Raw genomic sequence first — 19,699 nt, forward strand, 5'->3', positions numbered from 1 at the left:
TGTGGAGATCCTGATGAGAACACGACTTGGTACGACTGCCCTGGCCTGCGCGGCCCTCCTGGTTGCCGGGTGCAACGGCACGTCGGTCACCGACGACAGCGCCGGCGGCGGCGAGGGCCAGGACGGAAAGGGCGAGATCACCGGCAAGCTGCAGCTGACCTTCTGGGGCGGCGCGAACCGGGCCGCGAAGACGAACGCGGTCGCCGACATGTTCGTCAAGGAGCACGCCGGCGTCACCATCGACCGGCAGAACGCCGACTTCGGCAACTACTTCAACAAGCTGAACATCCAGGCCTCCAGCAAGACGCTGCCGTGCGTGATGCAGCTGCAGGGCCGCCAGCTGAACGACTACACCAAGCGCAAGGTGCTGCTGCCGCTGGACCCGATGATCGAGTCGGGCGCGATCAAGATCGACGACATCCCGAAGGAGGTCGTCGACACCGGCCGCGGACCGGACGGCAAGCTCTACTTCCTCCCGTACGGCGCCGCGTACGACGCCGTCGGCGTGAACGAGACGCTGGCCACGCAGGCCGGGGTCGGACTGCCGCCGGACAACTACACGTGGGCGCAGTACACGGACTGGATGACCCGTGCCTCGGCCAAGCTCCCGAAGGGGACGTTCGCCGCCGGGTCGCGGGGCGGCCTGCCCAACTTCTTCATCGCCTACCAACTGGCCAACGGCAAGCAACTGTTCACCGAGGACGGCAAGCTCGGCTTCACCAAGGAGTCGCTGGTGGAGTACTGGACGATGTGGGAGAAGCTGCGCAAGGCCGGCACCTCGATGGGCGCCGACGCCCAGGCCGACGAGCCCGAGGGCGCCGAGCAGGGCTTCATCGCCCAGGGCAGGCTGCTGACCGACAGCATCCCGGGCAACGCCCTGACGCCCGCGTCCGGCACGCTGGCGACCAAGGGTGGCGGCCAGAAGCTGACCACGCTGCCGATGCCGTCCGGACCGTCCGGTGGCGGGAACGCGATGTTCACCTCGGGCTTCGCGATCCCGACCAACTGCGACAACGTGCCGACGGCGGCCGCCTTCATCGACTTCTTCACCAACGACCCCGAGGCCGGCGCCCTGTTCAAGTCCGACAACGGCGCCGCCACCAACCAGAAAGTGCTGCAGGCCCAGCTGGACGACCCCGAGCTGCCGGAGCTGAAGAAGCGCGAGCTGGCGCTGTACCAGCAGATCGTGGCCAAGAAGCCGCCGACGATCCTCTACCCGCCCGGCTACCAGGCGACGTTCGAGTCCACCTTCACCCGGTCGTACGAGGAGATCGCGTTCGGGAAGAAGACGGTGGAGCAGGCGGCCGAATCGTTCTTCACCGAGGCGAATGCGGGGCTGGGCGGCTGATGGCTGTATCGACGGGGGCAACGGGGCCGGCCGGCGCCCTGCACGGACTGCGGGTGCTCGACCTCACCCAGGTGATGGCCGGGCCGTTCTGCACCATGCTGCTGGCCGACCTGGGCGCCGACGTGATCAAGATCGAGAACCCGCGCGCCGGTGACCAGACCCGGCGGTCGTGGGGGTACGCCGTCCACGGCGAGGACAGCCGGGCCTTCCTCGCCCTGAACCGGAACAAGCGCAGCGTTTGCCTCGACCTGAAGGAACCGGCCGGCCTGGCCGCGTTCCTGCGGCTGACCGAGACGGCCGACGTCGTGGTCGAGAACTTCCGGCCCGGGGTGACGAAGCGGCTGGGTGTCGACTACGAGGCGCTCGCCGCCCGCAACCCGCGGCTGATCTACGCCAGCGTCTCCGGCTTCGGCCAGACAGGTCCGTACGCCGAGCGCCCCGGGTACGACCTGATCGCGCAGGCGATGTCCGGCGTCATGAGCATCACCGGTACTCCGGACGGCACACCGGTGAAGTGTGGCCTGCCGGTCGGCGATCTCGGAGCGGGCATGTTCTGCGCCCTGGGCATCGTCTCGGCCGTCCACGCCCGGGAACGGACAGGGGAAGGGCAGTACGTCGAGACGTCGCTGTTCGAGGCGGCGCTGGCGATGTCGGTGTGGGAGTCGACCGAGTACTGGGCGACGGGAAACGTCCCGCAGCCACTGGGCTCGGCCAACCGGATGTCGGCGCCGTACCAGGCACTGCGAACCAAGGACGGGTACCTGACCCTGGGCGCGAACAACGAGCGCCTGTGGCAACGACTGTGCGCGGCCCTGGAGCGCACCGACCTGCTCACCGATCCGCGCTTCGTCACGAACTCCGACCGGATGGCGTACCGCGACGAACTGGCCGCCGAGCTGGAGGGGCGGCTGGCGACTGCCACCACCGACGAGTGGGTGACGTTGCTGCTCGACGCCGGTGTGCCGGCCGGACCGATCCGTGACTACCGGTACGTGCTGGACGAGGATCCGCACGTCCGTGCCCGCGGCATGGTGCAGGAGGTCGAGCACCCGGTCGAGGGCAAGGTCCGGGTGCTCGGGTCGCCGGTACGGATGAGCGGGACGCCGGCGCGGATCAGGCGGCATCCGCCCCTGCTCGGCGAACACACCGAGGAGGTCCTCGGCGAATGAGTTCGCTGGAGGTCGAACGCGACGGTGCGATCCTGCGGCTGACGCTGTCCAACCCGGGGCGGCGCAACGCGATCACCTGGCCGATGTACGACTCCCTGCAGCAGGTCGAGCCGACGGTCGCGGCCGATCCTGGGATCCGGGTCGTCGTACTCCGCGGCGCGGGTGGAGAGGCGTTCGCGGCCGGGACGGACATCAGGCAGTTCACGGAATTCCGGACGGGCGAGCAGGGCGTCGAGTACGAGCACCGCGTCGGCCGGGTGATCGCCTCGCTGTTGCGGGTCAGAGTGCCGGTGATCGCGGTCGTGGAGGGACCAGCGGTCGGTGCCGGATTGACGTTGGCCGCGTGCAGTGACCTCGTGGTCGCCACGCCCGACGCGGTGTTCGGCGCACCGGTGGCGCGGACGCTGGGCAACACCTTGCCGCCTGCGGTCGTCGCGCGGCTGCACCAGCGACTCGGGGCCGGGCGGACGACGGCGATGCTGCTGACCGCTCGGTTGCTGTCAGCAACAGAGGCGGCGAGTGCGGGCCTGGTGGCGGACGTGGTCGAGCGGGACGGGCTGGACGCCCATGTCGCCGAGTTGCTCGACCGGATCTGCGCGAACGCGCCGCTCACTCTCGCCTCGCTGAAGGAGATCGAACGGCGGGTCCTGCGGGACGGGGCCGCGGCCGAGGCGGACGACGTACTGGCCGCTGTGTACGGCAGCCGCGACTTCCAGGCCGGGGTGGCGGCGTTCCTCAGCAAACAACGAGCCGAGTGGGAGGGACGATGACGGTCATCGACGCGCACCACCACTTCTGGCGGGTGGCCGCACAGGAGCAGCCGTGGCGCGACGACCGGCACGACGCCATCGCCCGGGACTACACACCGGACGACCTCGCCGCCGAGCTGGCGGCCGCCGGTGTCGACCAGACGGTCTTGGTCCAGTCCGTCGACGAGCCCGCGGAGAACGACCGGCTGCTTCGGTACGCCGCCGAAGCACCCTACGTCGGCGCGGTCGTGGGCTGGCTGCCGTTGCGGGATCCCGCCGCCGCGAGAGCCGAGTGGAAGCGGATCGGCGCCGGCTGCAACGGCGTCCGGTGCCTGGTCGGACGTGATCCACTCGAGTGGTTGAACACGCCGGACTCGGTCGAACTCTTCACCGAACTGGCGGCCGCCGGCGTGAGCTGGGACGTCGTACCGGTGACAGCTGAGCAGACCTCGGCTGTGATCCGTCTGGCCCGGGCGGTTCCGGACCTGCGGATCGTCGTCGACCATCTCGGCCGGCCACCGCTCGACACCGGAGGCTGGGAGCCGTGGGCGTCGCAGGTGGCTCAGCTCGCCGCCTCGCCGCGGGTCGCGCTGAAGGTGTCGCTCGGGATCGACCTGCTCACCGCACTGCCCGCCTGGCCGGAGCAGCTCGACCGGTACGTCGGCTGGGTGTCCGAATGCTTCGGCGCGGACCGGCTCATGCTCGCCTCGAACTGGCCGGTCGTGCTGTTGAAGGCCTCGTACCACCAGGCGTGGCACGAGCTGCGCTCGACGGTCGAGCGCTCTGTGGACGATCTCGCGGCGGTGCTCGGAGGCACCGCCGCTCACTACTACCGAACGAAGGGTCAGCCCTGATGACAGAAACTGCCAACCCGAACGACCTTTCCAGCCTGTACAAGCACCTGCGCGTGGTGGACGTCGCCGACGCGCTCGACGGCATCGGGTACTTCGACATCGGCCTGATGTCGCCCGACGTCCGGCCGTTGTGGCTCGGGATGAAGTTCTGGGGCCGGGCGGCCACCATCCGCGCCGTCCCGTCGAACCGGCCGATGTGGAGGCTCGACAGCACCCAGGACATCGTCGAGGCGCACCGGATCTGGTTCGAGGAGACCGGCAACGTGAAGCTGCCGGCCGGGCTGGAGCCCGGTCACGTGGTGGTGATGGACGCCGGTGGCGGCAAGGAGGTCGGCTTCTGGGGCTCGGAGAACGGGATGGGCGCGGTCAAGGCCGGAGCGGCCGGCATCGTCACCGACGGGTACTGCCGCGACACCGCCGAGATCGTCGCCCAGCGGACGCCGATCTGCTCTCGGTCGCGCGGCCGGACGATCATCCCGGGCCGGATCAAGGTGGTGGAGACCCAGACCACGATCTCCTGCGGCGGCACCCAGGTGAATCCCGGTGACATGGTCGGCTGCGACGACGACGGCGTGATCGTCGTACCGGCGGAGGTCGCCGACGAGGTCGCGGTGCACGCCCGGGCCATCCTGCTCGCCGACATGCGCGCACGCCGCAAGCATTACGAGGCGCTCGGCATCACGCCGGACAGCTCGGTCGACCACGAGGCGGTCGAGGCGTACTACGCGAGCGTCTGAGACGACGGTGCCGGCGGCGGTCGCGGTCGACCGCCGCCGGCCCGGTCAGCCCTTGATCGCGCCCGAGGTCATGCCGGCCACGATCCGGCGGTTGAAGAACAGGAACATGATCAGCGGCGGGATCGTGATCAGCAGGATGTTCATGAACAGCAGGTTGTACTGCGTGCTGAACTGACTCTGGAAGTTGTACAGGGTCAGCTGGACGGTCGCGTTCTGGTCACCGGGCAGGAAGTACAGCGGGTTCACGAAGTCGTTGAACACGTTCACCGACTGGACCACCACGACGGTGATGATGACCGATCTGAGCAGCGGGAAGATCACCCGGAAGAACAGCCGCAACGGGCCGGCGCCGTCGATGATCGCCGCTTCGTCGAGCTCGCGCGGGATGGTCGCGACGAACGCCCGGAACAGCAGGATGCAGAACGACAGCCCGAACGCGATCTCGATCAGGATCAGCCCCGGCATCGTCCGGAACAACCCGAGCTGCTGCAGCACCCAGATCGTCGGCACGACGGCCGGCGGGATGATCAGCCCGGACAGCACCAGGAAGTTGATGAACGGGTTCCACCGGCTCTTGCGGCGTTGCAGCACGAACCCGGCCATCGCCGCCAGCACGACCATGCCGGTCACACTGGCCACGGTCAGAATCGTGCTGTTGATGAAGGCGATCACCAGCATGTAGTCGCGGGCCTCGAGCACCTCGACGAAATTCTGCACGATCCGGAACTGGTGCGGCCAGGCGAAGTCCAGGTCCGCCGACTGCTGCCGGTCCTTCACCGCGGTGAGCACGATGAAGACGAACGGGATGACGAACACCACGACCGACGACACGATCGCGATCGCGCTCAGCAGGTAGTTCCGGCCCGGCTTGTGGTTGACGAGCTCAGCGGTGCTCACAGGTCCACCTCCCGGCGGTTCAGGAACCAGTTCAGCGGCAGCACGATCGCCGTGACCACCAGGAACAGGATCACGTTGCCGGCCGTGGACAGGCCGTAGAACCCGGCCTGGTACTGCTTGTAGATCACTGACGCGATCACGTCCGAGGTGAAGCCCGGACCACCGCGGGTCGTCGCCCAGATCAGCTCGAACGACCGCAGGCCGCCGATCAGCGACAAGATGATGACGGTGACCGTGGCCGGCTTGCACAGCGGCAGCACGATCCGGCGGAACGACTCCCACGAGCCGGCTCCGTCGACCCGGGCGGCTTCCATGTACTCCCGGGGGATCGACACGATGCCGGCGATGTAGATCAGCGTCGCCAGGCCGACACCTTTCCAGACGTCGATCAGGGCGATCGACATCAGCGCCCAGCTCGGGTCGGTCAGCCAGCCGGGACCGTCGATCCCGATCACGCCGAGCGCCCCGTTGATCAGGCCGCGTTCGGGGTTCATCAGCACCTGGAAGGTCAGGCCGACCCCGATGCTGCTGACCAGCACCGGGAAGAACACGACCGACCGCAGGTACCCGCGCCCGATGATCCGGGAGGTCAGCAGGACGGCGAGCAGCAGCCCGAGCACCACCTTCGACCCCGACGTCACCACCGCGAACACCAACGTGTTCGTGAAGCCCTTGACCAGCGCGGGCTCCTGGAAGAACATCACGAAGTTGTCCAGCCCGATGAACGTCGAGTCGAACAGCGTCCACCGGGTCAGGCTGTAGTAGAACGACGCGAACGTCGGGATCAGGAACAGCACGCTGTAGAGCAGCGCCGTCGGCAGGTAGAACCAGAACGAGTACGGCGTGTAGAACCTCTTCCCGGCCGCCTGCGCGGCCGGGGTCGAGTCTGTACGAGACTTCGGCCTGGCCGAGGTGATGGTCATGGAATCACCAGCCTGCCAGGCCTAGTTGCTGTGCCTGCTTCTTCACATCCTCGTCGTACCGCGCCGCGCCGTCCTTGGCCTTGCGGATCCCGGAGCCGACCTCGACGGTGATCTGCTCGAGCGACGGCCCCTTCACCGGCGACAGGAACTCCAGCGCCAGGCTGGAGCCACCCTCCTTGTCCAGGTACGGCTGCATGTCCTTGATCGCCTGCGGTACGTCGGCCGGCAGCTCACACCCCTTGACCGCGTACGGCCCGGTCGGCACACCCGCGCTGGCCAGCGACTTGCACCCGTCGGGGCTGGCCACGAAGCCGAGGAACTTCTTCGCCGCCTCCAGCTTGTCGCCGGTCGTGGTGTTCGGGATGTAGATGCCGCCCGGAGTCCACACGGTCAGGCCGTTCTTGGTCGCGTCGTCACCAGGCAGCGCGAACAGGCCGACGTCCTTGGCCGCGTTCGGATTGGTCGCGATCATGTCGTTGACCACGCCGGACAGGATCGGGTAGTGCGCGCCCTTGCCGGTGGCAAGCATCTTCAGCCCGTCCGGCAGCTTCGCCGAGGCGAAGTCCTTGTTCTGGTAGCCGAGGTCGTGGACCTGCTGGGTGTGCTCGAACCCCTTCAGGGCGGCCGGCGAGCTCGCGTACTTCGCCTGGTTCTTGGTGTACTTGTCGGCGAAGTCCGGCTCGGCGGCGGCCACGTTGTGGAAGTCGCCGAGGACGAACAGCTGCGACGTCCAGGTCTCGCCGTACGTCTGGATCACCGGCGCGACCCCGCCCCCGGCCGCCTTGATCTTGGCGTTGTTGGCGATGAACTCCGCCCAGGTCTTCGGCACCTGCAGCCCGAGCTTGGTGTAGACGGGGATGCTGTACAGGACCGCGCCGCCCATGAACCCGCCGGACGGGACGCCGTAGACCTTGTCGCCCGACGTCACCGTCTTCCTGAAGTTCTCGTCCAGGTCCCCGATGTAGGGCTCGTCGTTGATCGAGGTGAGGTTCTTGTCCGGGGCGATCGCCTGGAACAGCGACCCGGTGTTGTAGGCGAACACGTCGGTCATGTCGCCGGTGGACAGCCGGGTCTTGACGATGTTGTCACCCTCGCTGCCGGACGGCCGTGTCTCCAGGTTGATGGTGATGCCAGGGTTCTTGGCGGTGAAGTCCTTGCTGAGCTGCTGGGCCTCCTTGAGATCCTGCTCCTGGTTGCCGATCAGATAGGTGATCTCGATCGAGCCGCCACCGCCCGAGTCGTCACTGGAGCCGAGGCTGCCCGCGCTGCACGCGGTCAGGGCGAGCGAGCAGACCGCGAGGACGGCCGGTCCTCTCGTACCTGGGCGGAACGTCATCATGACCTCCAAGGGGTGTTTCTTCAGGGCATCTGCATCGGGGCGGGGGTCGGTCGGCCGGGTCAGGTGCTGGTGTCGAGGACGGCGTCCAGCCTGGCCTGCAGGGCTTCGGCGCCGGGGCTGAAGCCACGCGGGCTGATCGCTTCCACGAGCTGGGCGGCCGGCTGGTCCAGGTACCGCTCGAGCTTGGCCGCGAGCTCGGCGTCGTCGGCGACGATGTCGTTGTCCTCGGCGGCGGCAACGATCGTGGCCCAGCTGGTCTCGTGGTCCATCAGTTGCCGGATGGTCGGGTCCGCGGTCAGTGCCGGCGTCGCCGCGGCCGGGTCGTCGGCGGTCCACTCGTGCGTGCCGTGGCCGGCCTCGACCGGCGCGTCCTCACCCGGTACGTCGACCCGGGCCCGCGAGCCGACCGGCACGGTGACGCTGAGCCGGACCTGGCCGTCGGCCCGTGTCCACGAGACCGCGGCCTCGCCGTACGGGGTGAGGTGCTTGGCAGAGGCGCGGGTGAGGTGCGAGGTGAACAGCGGGCGGACGACGATCGTCCGGTAGCCCGGGTCGCCGGCGGCGAGCCCCGCGACGCGGCGGTGCATCCAGTCGGCGACCGCGCCGAGGGCGTAGTGGTTGAACGACGTCATCTGGCCGGGGTTGATGCTGCCGTCGGGCAGCATGCTGTCCCAGCGTTCCCAGACCGTCGTAGCGCCCATCGTCACTGCGTACAGCCAAGAGGGGCAGCCTGTCTCTAGCAGAAGCCGGTAGGCGAGGTCCGGATGTCCGGAATCGGCCAGCGCATCGGCCACCAGCGGCGTACCGACGAATCCCGTGCTGATCCGGAAGCCGGCCGTCCGGACCAGGTCGGCGAGGCGCCCGGCGGCGCGCTTGCGCTGGCTCTCGGTCGGCAGCAGCGCCCACTGGAGGGCGAGGGCGTAGTTTGTCGCCGCGTCGCTCAGTACGCGGCCGCCCTCGGTGGTGTACTCGGCCGCGAAGGCCTGCCGGACGCGGGCGGCCAGGTCGGCGTACTCGCGGGCCAGTTCGGCGTCGCCGACGACCTCCGCAGCCTTGCCGACGACCTCGGCCGAGCGGGCCAGGTGCGCGGTGGCCAGGACGTCGGGGTCGGCCTTCGCGCGGAAGGGATTGTCCGGCGGCGCGGTCGGGTCGAGCCAGTCGCCGAACTGGAACCCGCCGGACCACAGCAGGCCCTCGCCGGCCAGGTCGGCCATCCGGTCCACCCAGGCCCGCATGCTCGGCAGTTGCCGGGCGAGCAGCGCGGCGTCACCGGTGCGCTCGTAGATCACCCACGGCACGATCGTTGCCGCGTCACCCCATGCGGCCGTGGCCGGCCCGCTGTGCCGGAGAATGTCCGGCACGACGAACGGCACCGAGCCGTCCTTCTGCTGCTCGACCGCCAGATCGGCGAGCCAGTTGGTGAGGAACCCGGCGGTGTCGAACAGGAAGCTGGCCGTGGGGGAGAAGACCTGGATGTCACCGGTCCAGCCGAGCCGCTCGTCCCGCTGCGGGCAGTCGGTCGGGACGTCGACGAAGTTGCCGCGCATGCCCCACACGACGTTCTCGTGGAAGCGGTTGAGCAGCTCGTGTGACGACTCGAACCAGCCGGTCCGGCGCAGGTCCGACCCGACCACGACGGCCTCCAGGTCAGCGAGTCGCAGGTCGTCGACTCCGGTCACCTCGGCGTAGCGGAAGCCGTGGAAGGTGAGCGGCGAGTCGAGGACAACCTCGTCCGGTCCGGCGAGCACGTAGGCGTCGGTGGCCTTGGCGGTGCGCAGCGGCCGGACGCCGAGCTCGCCGTTCTCGAGCACTTCGGCGTGCCGCAGGACGACCTCGTCGCCCTCGGCGCCGCCACGGACCGTCAACCGGACCCGCCCGACGACGTTCTGGCCGAAGTCGACCAGGGTCTTGCCGGACGGCGACGTACTGATCTCGACCGCGGGCACGACCTCGGTGATCCGGACGGGCGGTCCGTCGGGCGCGACCAGCACGTTCAGGTCGGCGTCGAGGACGTCCACCCCGACGGCCTCACCAAGGGTGCGGCGGAGGTCGGTGCGCTGGCCGTCGTAGATGTCGTCGGCGAGGATTCCGCTCTCGCGGGCCGTCCAGGTGTCGTCGCTGCCGAACGTGTGCACCTGGCCGTCGGCGGTGGTGACCTCGAGCTGGGCGAGGACCGCGAGACGCTCGCCGTACAGGGAGTTCTTGCCGTGGAAGCCGAGCCGGCCGCGGTACCAGCCGTTGCCGACCAGGAACTCGAGCCGGTTCTCACCCGGCCGGACCAGACCGGTCACGTCGTAGGTCTGGTAGCGCAGCCGGGCCTGGTACGCCGTCCAACCGGGCGCGAGCTCCTCGTCGCCGATCCGCTCACCGTTGAGCTCAGGCAGGTAGATGCCGTAGGCCGTCGAGTAGAGGCGAGCCTTGACGACGTCGGCGGGAAGCTCGAACGCACCGGCGACCAGGGGAGCGGGCGAACCGTTGCGGTTGCCCCGAGGACTCACGAACCGGGCGGTCCAGTCGGCCGCGCTCAGCAGACCGGCTTCGACGGTCGCTGGTCCGCTCCACTCGCTCCAGTCGTCTCCCGAGACATCACTGCCGCGAACCCGAATGCGGACCTCGGCCGCCTGGCGCGAGGTCAGCGGGTCGCCCGGCCACGGGACCAGCACCTGATCAGGGGACTGAACCGTGTACACCTGTGCCCTGGCGGTCTCCGCTCCGCTGCCCGGAACACGGATCTCGACCTCGTACGCCGTCTGCGTGTACCCGGCGTCAGCGGCCGGGATCTGCCACGACAGCCTGGGCGTCGCGGTGCCGATGCCCAGGACGGGCCCGGCGTCGGTGCGGTGCTCGAAGCGGAGCTGAGTGGGAGCGGCGAGGTTCGACATGTGTCTCCAAACCGGCGAGTGAAACGATTCATTGGCGGCTGCGGCGAAAGGCCTCGGTCTGTTCCGGGTTGATGGCGAGGATGTTTCGCCTGTCCCCCGATCCTGAAGGTGCCGACCGCCGAGGACTAGCCCGATGTGCACTCGTGGTAGCACAAAATGCACCTCGGCCCGTATCGTGAGGCATGGCCGACGAGCCGGTGACCCATACCGGGACGCTGCTGCACTTCGTCGAGGGGACGCTGGTGCACGCGGGTCCACACCTGCACGAGAACACGCACCCCCTGCACACCCACAGCTTCTTCGAGATCGCTCTGATCACCGGAGGCGAAGGGGTCCACCACAGTCTGGCCGGCCGCCAGCGGCTCGAGGTCGGCGACGTCATCCTGCTTCGCCCCGGCGTGTGGCACCAGTACGACGAGTGCCGTGGACTGCAGGTCTACAACTGCTGCTTCTCGGCCGACCTGGTCCAGCGCGAACTGGCCTGGACCCGTGAGGATCCCTTGCTGGGTTACCTGTTGTGGACCGGTCCGTTCTCGGCGCAGCGACGCGGAATGCTCACGACCAGACTCGATCCGGTCGCCTTCAAGGAAGCTCTCGAGCACCTGGAGGAGCTCCGGCGGTTGCGCAACCAGTCGCTCAGCCGGCATCGCGGCGACGTCATCGGCTGGCTGTCGCTGTACCTGAGCTGTCTCGCGCGGGTGGTGGTCGAGCAGGACGATCTCGGTGAGCAGACGCATCCCGCCGTACTGGACGCGATGCGGATGATGGAGGCCGATCCGGCACGGCAGTGGATGCTGACGGATCTTGCGAACGCGTCGCACCTCGCGCCGGGGTACCTCGTCCGGTTGTTCAAGTCGGCGACCGGGCTGCCTCCGATGGCGTACCTGAACCGGCACCGGGTCGAGCTCGCGGCCGACCAGTTGCTGCACACCGACCTGCCGATCAGCCGGATCGCCGAGTCCGTCGGCTGGCCCGACCAGAACTACTTCGCCCGCCGGTTCAAGTCCCACTACGGCCTGAGCGCCTCCGTCTACCGACAACGTTTCAACGCGCGCAAGCTCAGCCCGTCACCGCGCTGAAGCGCAGCGAACGGTTGAATCCAGCAACTGCCTAGTCGGCCAGCAGCGGCAGTTGGTGGAGGAAGGTCTCCCAGGAGTCGGGGAACCAGCCGGGGACGCCGAGGACGGCGAGATAGAGCCAGATCGCCACCAGTACGCAGAGGAACAGGGCGAGCGTGCCGAGGGCCTTCAGCCAGGCCGGCTGCTTGCCGGTCCAGGCGGTCAGTTCCTTGACCCGGTCCTTGACCTTGTAGAGCACCCGCTGGGCCCACTCGAACTCGCTCGCCAGCACGGCGAGACCCGCGATGAACAAGGGGATGCCGCCGGGGCCGGGCAGCCACCCGGTCAACGGCGCGGCGATGATCAGCACCCCACCCACCACACCGACGCCGATCCGATAGATCAGGTGCTTCTTCGGATCCGCCCGTATCCGCCGCCGCCACTCCCACCGGTCGTCCTCAGCGTCCAGCGTGATGTTGTGATCAGTGCGGTCGGGTCCCCTCTTCTCGGCCACGCCCCAAGCGTACGTGAGGGGTCAGCCGATCCCACGTCCCGCGCCGTAACGGAACGACGGCAGACCCCCTGCAGGATCTGCCGTCGCCCGGTGCCGCTGGGTCAGAAGTTGATCATGTGGCCCTCGAGCCCGTGGAAGGCCTCCTGGAGGGCTTCGCTCAGCGTCGGGTGCGCGTGCACGTTACGGGCCAGTTCCTTCGTGGTCAGGTCCCACTTCTGCGCCAGCGTGAGCTCCGGCAGCAGCTCGGTGACCTCGGGGCCGATCAGGTGGGCGCCGAGCAGCTCGCCGTACTTGGCGTCGCTGATCACCTTCACGAAGCCGGTCGGGTCGCCGAGACCGTGGGCCTTGCCGTTCGCGGTGAACGGGAACTTCGCGACCTTGACGTCGTACCCCTTCTCCCGGGCCTGCTCCTCGGTGTAGCCGAAGCTGGCCACCTGCGGCTGGCAGAAGGTGGCGCGCGGGATCATCACGTGGTCGAGCTCCATCGTCTCGACGCCGGCGATGGTCTCGGCCGCGATCACGCCCTGGGCCTCGGCGGCGTGGGCGAGCATCAGCTTCGCGTTCACGTCGCCGATGGCGAAGATGTTCGGCACGTTCGTGCGCAGGAAGCCGTCGGCCTCGATCGCGCCGCGCTCGGTCAGCTTCACGCCGATCTTGTCCAGGCCGTAGCCGTCGACCCGCGGCTGGAATCCGATCGCCTGCATCACCTTGTCGGCCTCGAGCGTCTGCTGGTTGCCGTCCTTGCCGGTGACGGTGACCTTGACCTTCTCGCCGGAGTCGTCGATCGCGTCCACCCGGGTGGAGGTGAGCACGTCGACGCCGAGCTTCTTGTAGGCCTTGGCCAGTTCCTTGGACACCTCGGCGTCCTCGAGCGGGACCATCCGGTCGAGGAACTCGACGATGGTGACCTTGACGCCGTAGTTGGCCAGCACGTAGGCGAACTCGACGCCGATCGCTCCGGCACCGGCGATGACGATCGAGCCCGGCAGCTCCTCGGTGAGGATCTGCTCCTCGTAGGTCAGCACCCGCTCGCTCAGCTGGGTGCCCGGCAGCAGCTTGGTGGTCGCGCCGGTGGCGATGATGCAGTTGTCGAAGGTGACGGTTTCGGACTGCCCGTCGTTGAGGCTGACGTCGAGGGTGTTCGCGTCGACGAAGCTGCCCCAGCCGTCGAACTCGGTGATGTTGTTCTTCTTCATCAGGAAGTGGACGCCCTTGACCCGGCCGTCGGCGACCTTGCGGCTGCGCCGGACGGCGGTCGGGAAGTCGAAGCTGACGTCGCCGCTGATGCCGAACGTCTTCGCGTCCGCGCGGAAGATGTGCGCCAGTTCGGCGTTCCGGAGCAGCGCCTTGGACGGGATGCAGCCCACGTTCAGGCAGACACCGCCCCAGTACTTCTTCTCGATGATGGCGGTCTTGAGCCCGAGCTGGGCGGCGCGGATCGCCGCGACGTACCCACCCGGACCCGCGCCGAGGACAACAACGTCAAAGTGCGAGGCCATGAAGTGAACTTTAATGGGTCGCGCCAGCGGATCGGAGCGGTGGGACGGCGCCGGGCCGCGAGCGTGACCGGGGTCACCGAACGGCCCGTCCCACGGTCACGATCGGGGCGTTCCGCGGCCGTCCTGGTCACGGTCCGTGTCCGGGGGTTCCGCGGGAACCGTTCGCCGCCTAGGCTGGGCAAGCGCGGTGGCCGCTACCCTCTGCGCGCGTGAGGCGATCGACGATGGGGGCCTGATGGTTGTGGGGAGCCGTCGGGGGCTGCGGTTCGCGGCACTCGGCACACTGCTCGCGGTGTTCGCGCTGCCCGCGTACGCCGACGACCCGACGCCACCACCACCGGCATCCGTGACGGACGTGAACCGCTCCCTGGAGCAGCTCCAGGCCGAGGCGGCCGCCGTCCAGGCCGACTTCGCGAAGGCGACCATCGCCTACACGAACGCGCTGAAGGCGGCGCAGGCCGCCGAGGCCGCGGCGAAGAAGGCGGAGACCTCGGCGACGGCGTCGAAGGGCAAGGCGGACGAGGAGCGCCGGCGCCTCGGGTTGCTGACCGTGCAGGCGTACCAGACCGGCATCCCGACGGTGATGGGCGCCGAGTCGATGCTCTGGTCGCTCGCCCCGATCGCGGAGAACCTGCAGGAGATCGCCGACCGGCAGACCGCCATCCAGCAGCTCGGCAGCACGCAGGTCACGCAGTACCAGACGGCGATGGCGGCCGAGAACGAGGCAGGCCGGGCGAAGTCGGAGGCCGCGAGCATGCGAGCCGCCGCCAACGAGGCCGCGGCGAAGGCGAAGCAGCTCAGCCAGGAGGTGCAGCAGAAGGCGGCCGGCGCCTCGCTGATGATGGAGAGCCAGTACGCCGACCTCGACGGCGCCTCGGCCTTGTCGAAGCAGTTGCAGCTCGCCCGGAACCAGCAGGCGCTGGCGCGCTGGCAGGCGTACCTGACCGAGCTGGCGACGGCCAAGATCACCCCACCGGCCGCCGCCGCACTGAAGAACCCGGCCAGGCTGCCGGCGGGCCTGGTGCCGCTGACTCGCGCCGGCGTTCCGGTTCCCGGTGCGGCCGCGCTGGTCCGAGGCGGCCGAACGGTCAAGGTGCTGCCGGCCGAGACGATCCGGGCGGTGAACCAGGCGTTCAGTCTGCTCGGCAAGCCGTACGGCGTCGCCGCGACCGGCCCGGACAGCTACGGCTGTCTCGGCGCGGCCCGGGTCGCCTGGCAGCCGTACACCACGCTCCCGAACCTGGTCGGCAAGGTCTACCCGGAGTACCAGGCGGTCCCCGCGTCCCAGGTCCAGCCGGGCGACCTGCTCGTGATGGGCAACAAGTCGCTCGGCCTGGTCCACATCGGGATCGCCCTCGAGAACGGCGAGATGATCGCCGCGGACGAGGCCAAGGGCGCGGTCGTCGTGACCAGGGTCCCGGACAACCTCTACGCCGCCCTGCGGCCGACGCTCGGCAGGCCGGTGAAGCCCCAGGCCGCCCCGGTCGCGACCTCGGAGGCGTACGCGTTCCGGTGCGGCAACACGGCGACGTCGTACAACGTCGGCAGCGGGTCCTGGACCTGGCCGCTGGCCGAGGGCACCTACGAGATCGGTACGTCGTACGGGCAGGCGGGCTCGCTCTGGGCGAGCGGCTACCACAGCGGCCAGGACTTCCCGGCCGCCGTCGGTACGCCGGTTCGTGCGGTGACCTCCGGTGTCGTCCGGGTCGAGCACCCGGCCTGGGCCGGGAACCTGGTGCGCATCGACCACGGCAACGGGCTGGAGACGTACTACGGGCACCTGAGCACGGTCGACGTGGCCGACGGCAGTCAGGTCAGCGCTGGGCAACGGATCGGCGCGGTCGGTTCCGAGGGGAACTCCACCGGCCCGCACCTGCACTTCGAGGTCCGGCTCGGCGGCGACCCGGTCAACCCGATGCCGTTCCTCGCGACCGGGAGCGCGACGGTGGGCTGGGGCGGTTTCAGCAACGGCATGATCCCCGCGAGCAAGCTGTGCGCCCTGGGTTCCGGCCACATGCTGCGTTGTGACGCGGCGGCCGCCTACCTGCGACTGGCCCGTGCCTACCGTGCCCAGTTCGGCAGGACCCTGTGCATCACCGACTCGTACCGCTCGTACTCGTCCCAGGTCAGCCTGTACGCGCGGAAGCCGTCGCTGGCCGCGCTGCCCGGCACCTCGAACCACGGCTGGGGTGTGGCGGTCGACCTGTGTGGCGGCGTGGACCGCTTCGGCACCGCGCAGTACCAGTGGATGAAGTCGCAGGCAGCGAAGTTCGGCTGGGTCCACCCGTCCTGGGCCGACCAGGGCGGCTCCCGCGAAGAACCATGGCACTGGGAGTTCGGCAAGCCGGCCGTCTCCTGACGGCAGAACGCGGAACCCCGCGCCCGGCTCGTACGTCAGCACGACATGACAGCCAGGTATGACCATGTCGCGGCCGAGTACGACGAGTGGGTGGGGGCCGGCTCGGCACTCGACGACCCGACGTTCAGCGAACTGATCGGAGACGTCACTGGTGAGCAGGTCTGTGTCGTTGCCTGCGGCCAGGGTCGTGAGGCCCGTTTCCTGGCGACGCGGGGCGCGGCCGTCACCGGTGTCGACCTGTCCGTGAAGCTGCTCGAGAAGGCCGGCGAGCACGAGCGATCCACGCGACTCGGGATCACCTACCGGCACGGCGACGCGCACACGTTGGCGGGCTTGGCGGACGACTCGTTCGACGGCGTCGTCTGCTACATGGCGCTGATGGACATCCCGAACCTGGACGGCGCCGTGCGATCCATCGCTCGCGTGCTGAGGCCCGGCGGCTGGTACGCGGCCACGATCACACACCCCTGCTTCAAGACACCCGCGTGCGGAGACCTGGTCGACCACGTGGACCAGAGCGTTCGGCGTACTGTCGGCCAGTACTTCGCCGAGGGCTATTGGGACGGGCCAGGGGCACATCGCAACGCGCTTCCGGTCGGGGCCTATCACCGGACCCTCAGCACCTACGTCAACACCCTCACGTCCGCCGGGCTCACGATCGACCAGCTCCGGGAATCACCACAGGACAACCCACCGGTGTGGCGCGAGGTCGCTCAACTCCTCTACATCCGCGGCTCATCGCGGCAGGAACCTCGCGGCGCCCGCGGCGGTGACGAGTAGGAGTACGGCGCTGACGCCGGCCGAGACCTGGAAGCCGGTGGTGAAGGCATCCGCGCCGGCCGCCGAGCCGAGCGCCTCCCGGGTCAGTTCGGCATCGTGGCCGAACTGGTCGCGGTAGACAGCGGTGATCAGACTGCCGAGCAGCGCGATGCCCAGCGCGCCGCCGAGTTGGGGTGCGGTCGCCGAGATCGCGGCCGCACCGCCCGCGCGCTCGGCCGGGGCGGCGCCGATCATCAGGTTGGTGGCCAACGCCATCGTCGGGGCCAGGCCGGCCGAGATGACGATCGAGCCGGTCACCAGCAGGCCCAGCGGACCGACCTGCGTCAGGACGGCGAAGCCGGCCACGGCGAGGACCAGGCCGGCGGCGATCACGCCGCCCGGAGGGAAGCGGTGGGCCAGTCGAGGCGCGAGCAGGGATCCGGCGATCGTCCCGGCGGCCGACGGAGCCGTCCACAGGCCGGCGGTCAGCGGATCCAGGCCGTGCGCGAGCTGGAGGAACTGCGCGATCGCGTAGTTCACGCCCCAGAGCACGAAGATCGCCAGCGCCAGCGCGATCGCGGAGGCACTGAACACGCGGCTCGCGAACAACGCCAGGTCGACCATCGGGTCGGCCAGCCGCCGTTGCCGCCGGAGGAACACGGCCCCGAGGACCAACCCGACCGCGATCGCACCGGTCCACCGCCACGCGAACCCGTCCGCGGCGATCTGCTTCAGGCCGTAGACGACCGGCAGGATCGCGGCCATCGACAGCAGCGCGCTGACCGGGTCGAGCCGCTTGCTACCTGGTGCCCGGTACTCCGGCAGCAGCCGCGGGCCGGCGACCAGTAGAGCCGCCATCACCGGTACGCCGGCCAGGAACACCGAACCCCACCAGAAGTTGTCCAGCAACCAGCCTCCGACCAGCGGGCCGATCGCCGTACCGCCGGAGACGCTCGCGACCACGATGCCGATCGCGACGCCGCGCTGCCGGGTGTCCTTGAACATGGACGCGACCAGTGCGACCACGGACGGCATCAGGGTCGACCCGGCGAGCCCCATCAACGCCCGGGTGCCGATCAGCATCGCGGGACTGACCGAGTACGCCGCCAGCACCGAGGCGACGCCGTACAGCGCGGCACCGCCCAGCAGCAGCCGCCGACGGCCGATCCGGTCGCCGAGCGCGCCCATCGTGACCAGCGAGCCGGCCAGCAGGAACGCGTAGATGTCCACGATCCACAGTAGTTCGGAGCCGCTCGGCCGCAGGTCGGCTGCGATCGACGGCAACGCCAGGTGGGTCACGGTCAGCTCGAGGGAGGCCAGCAGTGCGGGCAGCGCCAGTATCGCCAGGCCGAGCCACTCACGCCGGCCGGCCAGGGAAATCTCATCCTTTGTCGATGTCACGCGTCGCAGTGTGGAACCTCAACAAGGCTTGAGGTCAACTAGCGTTCGGTGACGTCGCCCAGGACCGGTTTGACGTCGACGATCGGCGTCTCGTCCAGGGCCTCGAGGCGATCCACCTGGATCCGCGGGCCGTCGGTCGCGACGATGGTGACGCGGTGCAGGCCGAGGGGGTTCGGGCGGTCGGGGGAGCGGGTGCTGAAGACACCGGTCTCGGGCCGGTTGTGATCGTCCCGGGGATGCACCAGGAGCACCTCCCGGTCGGCGCGGTCGAACCAGGTGACGACGATGATCTCGTCTCCGGCCGCAAGGTCGCGCAGGCCCTCGCGGACCGACTCGTCGAACACCAGCCAGGCGCTCGGCGCACCTTCGTCGGGCTGCCGCGGCGCCTCGTCCCTGCTCCTCAGCACCGACTCCACCCGGCCGATCGGCCGGACCAGGAACTGGCGTGTCATCAGAGCGGGAACCGGTAGAGGGTCTGCAGCGGCTCGCCGGGAGTGTGCACGTGCAGGGCGAGGCCGGGGTACGCCGTGGGGTCGACCAGGCCGCCGTCGGGAGTCGCGGGTTCGAAGGGGAGTGGCACGGTCGAGCGGATGCCCGGAGCGCCGAGGACCGGGTGGCCGGCGAAGCTGGTGACGACGGCGTTGTGGACGTGTCCGGTCAGCAGCGCGGTGATCGCCTTCCCGGTCAGGACGGCCTCGAAGGCGTCCCGGTCCCGCAGCATCCACTGGTCCATGACCGGATGGTGCATGTCCAGCGGCGGGTGGTGGAAGGCCACGAAGACTGGTCCGTCGAACGGCTCGCGCAGTACGCCGTCCAGCCAGGTCAGGGAGCCCGTGGACAGCAGGCCGTGGTCCTCGCCCGGTACCGTGCTGTCGACCAGAACGAACCGGGCATCGCCGACCTCGCGCACCTGATGGACCGGATGCCCGTCGCCCGGGGAAGCGACGTACGACCTCAGTCCGGCCCGCAGCGGTGCGCTCACGTCGTGGTTGCCCGGCAGCATCAGCACCGGCACGTCCAGCGTCAGCTCGGCGGCCACCTCGTCGTACTCGGCCGGCAGGCCGTGGTCGGCCAGGTCGCCGGTGACCACGACGACGTCGACCGGCCGCCGGAACGAGCGCAGGTACGACGTGACCCGCCGGAGCCGGGACCGTGCCTCCTCCGAGCCGTCCAGGTGCGGGTCACTGAGGTGCGCGATCACGTACATGCCA

At 69.3% G+C, this 19,699-nt stretch carries 17 protein-coding genes; 8 read left to right on the forward strand and 9 right to left on the reverse strand.

What is annotated here, in order from left to right; all coding sequences use genetic code 11:
- Positions 1 to 13: 13 nt before the first annotated feature.
- The 5 genes from E1218_RS03825 to E1218_RS03845 are packed head-to-tail and all read left to right on the forward strand — an operon-like array spanning position 14 to position 4,857.
- Entirely contained in the window at positions 14 to 1,348 is a 1,335-nt protein-coding gene (locus E1218_RS03825) for an ABC transporter substrate-binding protein (protein WP_132316280.1), read from the forward strand.
- A complete protein-coding gene (locus E1218_RS03830; RefSeq protein WP_132316282.1) occupies positions 1,348 to 2,517 on the forward strand; it encodes a CaiB/BaiF CoA transferase family protein in 1,170 nt (389 codons plus the stop codon). Before E1218_RS03825 ends, E1218_RS03830 begins: the two co-directional genes overlap by 1 nt.
- Entirely contained in the window at positions 2,514 to 3,287 is a 774-nt protein-coding gene (locus E1218_RS03835) for an enoyl-CoA hydratase (protein WP_132316284.1), read from the forward strand. Before E1218_RS03830 ends, E1218_RS03835 begins: the two co-directional genes overlap by 4 nt.
- The gene (locus E1218_RS03840; protein ID WP_132316286.1) at positions 3,284 to 4,120 is read left to right on the forward strand and encodes an amidohydrolase family protein; all 837 of its coding nucleotides are present in this window, start codon (positions 3,284 to 3,286) and stop codon (positions 4,118 to 4,120) included. The genes E1218_RS03835 and E1218_RS03840 overlap by 4 nt, the downstream gene beginning before the upstream one ends.
- Positions 4,120 to 4,857, forward strand: a complete 738-nt coding sequence (locus E1218_RS03845) for an RraA family protein (protein ID WP_132316288.1) — start codon at positions 4,120 to 4,122, stop codon at positions 4,855 to 4,857. The genes E1218_RS03840 and E1218_RS03845 overlap by 1 nt, the downstream gene beginning before the upstream one ends.
- Positions 4,858 to 4,902: 45 nt before the next feature.
- Here E1218_RS03845 and E1218_RS03850 read toward each other — a convergent pair whose 3' ends face one another.
- The 4 genes from E1218_RS03850 to E1218_RS03865 all read right to left on the reverse strand — a co-directional run bounded on the left by E1218_RS03850 (position 4,903) and on the right by E1218_RS03865 (position 10,898).
- Positions 4,903 to 5,754: a carbohydrate ABC transporter permease gene (locus E1218_RS03850; RefSeq protein ID WP_132316290.1), complete on the reverse strand. Its 852-nt coding sequence runs from the start codon at positions 5,752 to 5,754 to the stop codon at positions 4,903 to 4,905.
- Positions 5,751 to 6,677 carry a carbohydrate ABC transporter permease gene (locus tag E1218_RS03855; protein ID WP_132316292.1) on the reverse strand — a complete coding sequence of 309 codons (927 nt, stop codon included), beginning with the start codon at positions 6,675 to 6,677 and terminating at the stop codon, positions 5,751 to 5,753. The genes E1218_RS03850 and E1218_RS03855 overlap by 4 nt, the downstream gene beginning before the upstream one ends.
- Before the next feature lie 4 nt (positions 6,678 to 6,681).
- Entirely contained in the window at positions 6,682 to 8,013 is a 1,332-nt protein-coding gene (locus E1218_RS03860; RefSeq protein ID WP_132316294.1) for an ABC transporter substrate-binding protein, read from the reverse strand.
- 62 nt (positions 8,014 to 8,075) lie between these two features.
- Positions 8,076 to 10,898, reverse strand: coding sequence for a family 78 glycoside hydrolase catalytic domain (locus E1218_RS03865; protein WP_132316296.1), 2,823 nt, complete (start codon positions 10,896 to 10,898; stop codon positions 8,076 to 8,078).
- 182 nt (positions 10,899 to 11,080) lie between these two features.
- Between E1218_RS03865 and E1218_RS03870 the strand changes: the two genes are divergently transcribed.
- A complete protein-coding gene (locus tag E1218_RS03870; protein WP_132316298.1) occupies positions 11,081 to 11,977 on the forward strand; it encodes a helix-turn-helix transcriptional regulator in 897 nt (298 codons plus the stop codon).
- Positions 11,978 to 12,008: 31 nt separating this feature from the next.
- Here E1218_RS03870 and E1218_RS03875 read toward each other — a convergent pair whose 3' ends face one another.
- Together E1218_RS03875 and lpdA are read right to left on the reverse strand one after the other, a co-directional pair.
- Complete coding sequence (locus E1218_RS03875) at positions 12,009 to 12,470, reverse strand: PGPGW domain-containing protein (protein ID WP_132316300.1); 462 nt, start codon at positions 12,468 to 12,470, stop codon at positions 12,009 to 12,011.
- Positions 12,471 to 12,571: 101 nt separating this feature from the next.
- A complete protein-coding gene (lpdA, locus tag E1218_RS03880; protein ID WP_132316302.1) occupies positions 12,572 to 13,969 on the reverse strand; it encodes a dihydrolipoyl dehydrogenase in 1,398 nt (465 codons plus the stop codon).
- Positions 13,970 to 14,204: 235 nt separating this feature from the next.
- Between lpdA and E1218_RS03885 the strand changes: the two genes are divergently transcribed.
- Positions 14,205 to 16,328: a peptidoglycan DD-metalloendopeptidase family protein gene (locus tag E1218_RS03885; RefSeq protein ID WP_132316304.1), complete on the forward strand. Its 2,124-nt coding sequence runs from the start codon at positions 14,205 to 14,207 to the stop codon at positions 16,326 to 16,328.
- 45 nt (positions 16,329 to 16,373) lie between these two features.
- Positions 16,374 to 17,108: a class I SAM-dependent methyltransferase gene (locus E1218_RS03890; protein ID WP_132316306.1), complete on the forward strand. Its 735-nt coding sequence runs from the start codon at positions 16,374 to 16,376 to the stop codon at positions 17,106 to 17,108.
- On the opposite strand, the gene E1218_RS03895 is transcribed toward E1218_RS03890, so the two are convergent.
- Genes E1218_RS03895 through E1218_RS03905 form a run of 3 tightly spaced genes read right to left on the reverse strand, consistent with a single transcriptional unit; the run spans position 17,064 to position 19,695 of the window.
- Positions 17,064 to 18,488, reverse strand: coding sequence for an MFS transporter (locus E1218_RS03895; RefSeq protein WP_132316308.1), 1,425 nt, complete (start codon positions 18,486 to 18,488; stop codon positions 17,064 to 17,066). The two genes, E1218_RS03890 and E1218_RS03895, sit on opposite strands and share 45 nt — an antisense overlap.
- 38 nt (positions 18,489 to 18,526) lie before the next feature.
- The gene (gene tsaA, locus E1218_RS03900; RefSeq protein ID WP_132316310.1) at positions 18,527 to 18,940 is read right to left on the reverse strand and encodes a tRNA (N6-threonylcarbamoyladenosine(37)-N6)-methyltransferase TrmO; all 414 of its coding nucleotides are present in this window, start codon (positions 18,938 to 18,940) and stop codon (positions 18,527 to 18,529) included.
- A complete protein-coding gene (locus tag E1218_RS03905; RefSeq protein WP_132316312.1) occupies positions 18,940 to 19,695 on the reverse strand; it encodes a metallophosphoesterase in 756 nt (251 codons plus the stop codon). Before E1218_RS03905 ends, tsaA begins: the two co-directional genes overlap by 1 nt.
- Between the last annotated feature and the right edge of the window lie 4 nt (positions 19,696 to 19,699).

The organism is Kribbella turkmenica, assembly GCF_004348725.1.
In the GTDB taxonomy this organism is placed as follows: Bacteria; Actinomycetota; Actinomycetes; order Propionibacteriales; family Kribbellaceae; genus Kribbella; species Kribbella turkmenica.

Excerpts from the sequence above, each read along its gene's own strand:
- E1218_RS03825 (WP_132316280.1), top strand. The coding sequence starts at position 14 with ATGAGAACACGACTTGGTACGACTGCCCTGGCCTGCGCGGCCCTCCTG.
- E1218_RS03830 (WP_132316282.1), top strand. The coding sequence starts at position 1,348 with ATGGCTGTATCGACGGGGGCAACGGGGCCGGCCGGCGCCCTGCACGGA.
- E1218_RS03835 (WP_132316284.1), top strand. The coding sequence starts at position 2,514 with ATGAGTTCGCTGGAGGTCGAACGCGACGGTGCGATCCTGCGGCTGACG.
- E1218_RS03840 (WP_132316286.1), top strand. The coding sequence starts at position 3,284 with ATGACGGTCATCGACGCGCACCACCACTTCTGGCGGGTGGCCGCACAG.
- E1218_RS03845 (WP_132316288.1), top strand. The coding sequence starts at position 4,120 with ATGACAGAAACTGCCAACCCGAACGACCTTTCCAGCCTGTACAAGCAC.
- E1218_RS03855 (WP_132316292.1), bottom strand. The coding sequence starts at position 6,677 with ATGACCATCACCTCGGCCAGGCCGAAGTCTCGTACAGACTCGACCCCG.
- E1218_RS03860 (WP_132316294.1), bottom strand. The coding sequence starts at position 8,013 with ATGACGTTCCGCCCAGGTACGAGAGGACCGGCCGTCCTCGCGGTCTGC.
- E1218_RS03865 (WP_132316296.1), bottom strand. The coding sequence starts at position 10,898 with ATGTCGAACCTCGCCGCTCCCACTCAGCTCCGCTTCGAGCACCGCACC.
- E1218_RS03870 (WP_132316298.1), top strand. The coding sequence starts at position 11,081 with ATGGCCGACGAGCCGGTGACCCATACCGGGACGCTGCTGCACTTCGTC.
- lpdA (WP_132316302.1), bottom strand. The coding sequence starts at position 13,969 with ATGGCCTCGCACTTTGACGTTGTTGTCCTCGGCGCGGGTCCGGGTGGG.
- E1218_RS03885 (WP_132316304.1), top strand. The coding sequence starts at position 14,205 with ATGGTTGTGGGGAGCCGTCGGGGGCTGCGGTTCGCGGCACTCGGCACA.
- E1218_RS03890 (WP_132316306.1), top strand. The coding sequence starts at position 16,374 with ATGACAGCCAGGTATGACCATGTCGCGGCCGAGTACGACGAGTGGGTG.
- tsaA (WP_132316310.1), bottom strand. The coding sequence starts at position 18,940 with ATGACACGCCAGTTCCTGGTCCGGCCGATCGGCCGGGTGGAGTCGGTG.
- E1218_RS03905 (WP_132316312.1), bottom strand. The coding sequence starts at position 19,695 with ATGTACGTGATCGCGCACCTCAGTGACCCGCACCTGGACGGCTCGGAG.